Annotated in this window: 6 protein-coding genes; all 6 read right to left on the bottom strand. The window is 59.4% G+C overall.

Translation table 11 applies throughout. The features are described 5' to 3' along the window. Nucleotides 1-88 precede the first annotated feature (88 nt). A complete protein-coding gene (locus HNR55_RS16495) occupies nucleotides 89-817 on the bottom strand; it encodes a hypothetical protein (RefSeq protein ID WP_166115749.1) in 729 nt (242 codons plus the stop codon). Nucleotides 818-969: 152 nt separating this feature from the next. Continuing rightward, nucleotides 970-1,803, bottom strand: coding sequence for a YdaU family protein (locus tag HNR55_RS16490; RefSeq protein ID WP_166115747.1), 834 nt, complete (start codon nucleotides 1,801-1,803; stop codon nucleotides 970-972). Then, nucleotides 1,800-2,360 (bottom strand): hypothetical protein, encoded by a 561-nt coding sequence (locus HNR55_RS16485; RefSeq protein ID WP_166115745.1) that lies wholly within the window; start codon nucleotides 2,358-2,360, stop codon nucleotides 1,800-1,802. The genes HNR55_RS16490 and HNR55_RS16485 overlap by 4 nt, the downstream gene beginning before the upstream one ends. Continuing rightward, nucleotides 2,357-2,875, bottom strand: a complete 519-nt coding sequence (locus HNR55_RS16480) for a DNA N-6-adenine-methyltransferase (protein WP_198911923.1) — start codon at nucleotides 2,873-2,875, stop codon at nucleotides 2,357-2,359. Before HNR55_RS16480 ends, HNR55_RS16485 begins: the two co-directional genes overlap by 4 nt. Continuing rightward, complete coding sequence (locus HNR55_RS16475) at nucleotides 2,872-3,363, bottom strand: RuvC family protein (protein WP_166115743.1); 492 nt, start codon at nucleotides 3,361-3,363, stop codon at nucleotides 2,872-2,874. Before HNR55_RS16475 ends, HNR55_RS16480 begins: the two co-directional genes overlap by 4 nt. Before the next feature lie 2 nt (nucleotides 3,364-3,365). Next, nucleotides 3,366-3,605: DUF2312 domain-containing protein (locus HNR55_RS16470; protein WP_184382793.1), on the bottom strand; the 240-nt coding region annotated here is incomplete at its 5' end.

Raw genomic sequence — 3,605 nt, 5'->3', positions numbered from 1 at the left:
GAGAAAGCAACTCTCTGCACTTTTCGCACATACCCCTAAAATCCTCCACAATGCGCGCACAGCGCACTCTAACGTCCAGACATAACGATTACCGATGGAGAGACTTCGCAGCACTCTCCGCCAATCCTCGTGGCTCTTTCGGCGTATTGATGCCCATAGCCGCAGCCAGAGACGCGGCGCGCTCCAAAACCTCGATCCTCTGCCGCGTCACGTCCAGAAGGTCTCCCGACAGGTCGGGCAGTGCACGCTTGAGGGCGGCAGCAAGGGCGCGGCCTGTCAGCCCCTCAGCCCCATCCGGCGTCCATGCCCCAAACCTCCGAATGCGCTCCTCCTCGGCGGATTGCGCCTGCAAGCGGGCTGTTGCCTCGGCGGCCTTCTTCCGCACAGCCTCACGGGCCTCTGGTGTTTTCGGCTCGCGAATAGGCTCCTCACGGGGAGTGCAGCGGGACACCATCCGCACACCGGCCAGTCGGGAGCGAAGCGGGGCAAGCTGGTCCTCCATGAACTCCACGAACTCAGCAGCCGCGGGGAAAAACTTAAACCGCCGAACTGCCAGCCTCAGCGTGTCGGGCGTCCACACGATGGCGGCCATCCCCTCGCAAGCCATGACCACGGCCATCTTGCGCATCTGGAGCGCCTGCTCGTCCTGCGGGTTGGCCACGGCTGCGTTCAGCATGTCGAGGAAACGATCAACCTCCACGCCCAGCCTGTCGGATGGCATCGCTTCCATGGCGCGCTCAAGGTCGGGCAGGATGCGCTTGGCCTCGGCCACCACGGCCCCGGACGGTTGCGGTTTCGGTCCGAGCGAGATGACCAAACCCGGCGCTGCATCGCCGCGGCGCAGGCGGTCCCGGCGTTCCTGCTCGGTTTCGGACGGGCCGACACGCTCAACGGCGCGGGTGTCGATTGCGCCGAGGAGGGCGCGGCTAATGGCCGGGACGCGCTGCCCGGCGTAGTGCGAAATCTGGGTCATGCCACCGTCCTATCGCCATACTGGCGTTGCATCCGTTCGAACTGCTGCGAGAGTGGGGATTGTGGTTTCCCATGGATGGGCTTGGGATTTCCTTGACGCTCGGCTTCACGCCTGCACCAGGTCCGCCACGTAGCCGCCCAGTCCAGTTTCACACCCTTGGCGTTCGGTTGGGCGTGCCACCAATCGGCGAACTTCGGGGCAATGTCTGTGGGGTTCAGGCCAAGACCGATTGCGAAGCCCCGGTCAGCATCTGTTGGCCCCCAGTCGTCTGGCAATCGGGTTCCGCGAGATTTGGGCTTTGGGGGCGCGGCAGAAGCCGAAGGCGCCTCCAACTCTCTGGAGCATAGCGTAAGAGAGTTATGTGATTGTGATTGTAACGCGGACGCGCATACCGCGCGCGTATCCCCCTCTTTGTTTGCAGTTTGTACGTTCAAATCAGATACATTTGTATCTTCATTTGTAGAACTTTTGTTGTCGTCTTGTTGATCTTTTGCATTGGTTCTGTCACGCCTTTGTCCGACAGCTTCACGGCGCTTGTTGCTGATAGACTGCACGCGCTCCAGCTCAATATCCGCGCGCTTCTGATGCAAAAGCCCATCTTCTCCCTTGGAAAAGAAGTGTTTAAGCGTGGGCCAGATAGACTTGTCCCAAGCCTTCCGATCTGCTCTGGCGATAGCAGAAAGCTCGTCCATATCGTCAGGCAAAGGGCCTTGCCGCCAGTACTCCATCATGAGCAAAAAATATGCCCCATGTTGGAGGGTAGAAAGGCGCATGGTATCGGCCAAATAATCACCGATATAAACGGGCATCCATGTCTTGATTTTGCTCATGCTGCCCCCTCATTCCCCAGCCACCCAACAACCGGCGGCCCAGAATGTTTATGCTCAAAAATAAACCAGGCGTACGCTATGGCACCACCCTTTGCGGGTATGTCGGAACCGCCCGGCGGCATGGACACGCGCTTGCTGCAAACCCACACGCGGGCCAGAGGCTTTTGAGAAAACCACGCACGGCGCTTTACGCCTTCGAGGAAGGCAAGGCGCAGCAGGACGCACACACGGTCAGTCGTATGGTGCAGGGACATGTCTATGAAGTCCTGCGCATGCCCATAGGGGGGATTACTGACAATGCTTGTAGGGCCAACGGTGGGGATCGTTTCATGGTAATCAGCGATAATATCGACGGGCCCGCCCCCGCGATCCACAATATCGGTATTGACCGTGTAGGCTCCGGCCCGCATCAGGCGAGAACCTATGTTCCCGCCCCCGCAGCATGGGTCCATGACCTTCCCTACAAAGGGGCGCTCGGCCTGAATGAGCGCATCCACGCACCATGCAGGCTCAACATACCAATCATCGGCATGGCGCTCATATCCGGAAGCTCTCATGCCATCACCTCGAAAGATTTCGAAGCCACCAGCATCCCCAGCCCATTGGCTTGAGCGCGCTCCAGCGCAGCTACTCCCCTCTGGCCACATGCCAGCAGCACCACACCATTGGCAGGAGATGCGCCGCGCGTTCCGTCAGGGCGCACGAACTTGGTCTTTCCACGCGGGAACAGCATAGCGTCTGCTAAATGCGTCCAGTCATGGAACCATCCTGAACTGGTCAAGGCATTCACAAGGCAAATGCCGTCCCCATGATCCATGAACTTGCGCAGCCATGGCACAACACCATTCCGACCACCAAAGGGAGGATTAAGCCACACGAAGCCATGCCATGGGGAAATCAGTCCATCTTGCTGCGCCGTATAGTAATGACTTGCAGGGACGCACAGGAACGCCCGCCCCTCCTCTGGCTGGCAAGGGTCTAAGTCAAACTCCACACCCATTGCTTGGAATATCTCTGGTGGCGTGTACCATTCGTCTGACCGCCCGGGCATTGCATGGTGAGGTTTTTTCATGCCGGTATCCCCATGTTCTCCATGGCGCGGATGCCAAACAGGCCGATCATGACGGCTTCCGCCCGCCCGTCGTCTTTCACCCGGGAGAACAGCGCCACGTCCTTGGGGAACAGTTCGCAAACCCGCCTGCGCGCCCCTCCCTTATCGGCTGGACAGGACAAAGCCTTCTTCCAATCCTGAGGCCGCACTTTGGTCAGGGGGATGCCAGCAGCAGCGCAGACGCCCTCAATAACGCCAAGTCCACGCCCGAAAGAGAACGCCCCCACAGCACCCTCACCGGGTCTGGCTGAAACATTCTCCACAAACAGGTGGTCGGGTGCGTGAGCGCGCAAATGAGCGGCCAGCATGGCGGGGTTAATCACCCGGCGGGTGGTCCTGCCGACCTTCACATAATCAATGGGCATGTCCAGAACTTCCACAATCTGCGCTTTCCAGTTCAGAATTGCGATTGCGCCACCCGCACCGGGGTCAATAGATGCTATTTTCATGGTCACATCCCCAGCGCACGGCGGTAGATATCCAGCAGCGTTTCCTGCTCCTCCACGTCATCCGGATCCTGCTTACGAATACGGATAATCTGGCGCAGGACTTTCACCTCGAAGCCAGCAGACTTCGCCTCCGTGAAAATGTCCTTGATGTCGCCAGCCAAGCCCTTGCGCTCTTCTTCCAGCCTTTCGACTCTTTCGACTATTGAGCGCAGGCGGTCGGCTGCTATGCCGCCTACTGCGGG

Source organism: Acetobacter lovaniensis, assembly GCF_014207635.1.
Lineage (GTDB): Bacteria > Pseudomonadota > Alphaproteobacteria > Acetobacterales > Acetobacteraceae > Acetobacter > Acetobacter lovaniensis.
The sequence above is the reverse complement of the archived record's forward strand: the minus strand, read 5'-3'. Positions and strand labels throughout refer to the sequence as shown.

Bases quoted from the DNA above. Each gene is read 5' to 3' on its own strand.
- HNR55_RS16490 (WP_166115747.1), bottom strand. From the start codon at position 1,803: ATGAGCAAAATCAAGACATGGATGCCCGTTTATATCGGTGATTATTTG.
- HNR55_RS16485 (WP_166115745.1), bottom strand. From the start codon at position 2,360: ATGAGAGCTTCCGGATATGAGCGCCATGCCGATGATTGGTATGTTGAG.
- HNR55_RS16480 (WP_198911923.1), bottom strand. From the start codon at position 2,875: ATGAAAAAACCTCACCATGCAATGCCCGGGCGGTCAGACGAATGGTAC.
- HNR55_RS16475 (WP_166115743.1), bottom strand. From the start codon at position 3,363: ATGAAAATAGCATCTATTGACCCCGGTGCGGGTGGCGCAATCGCAATT.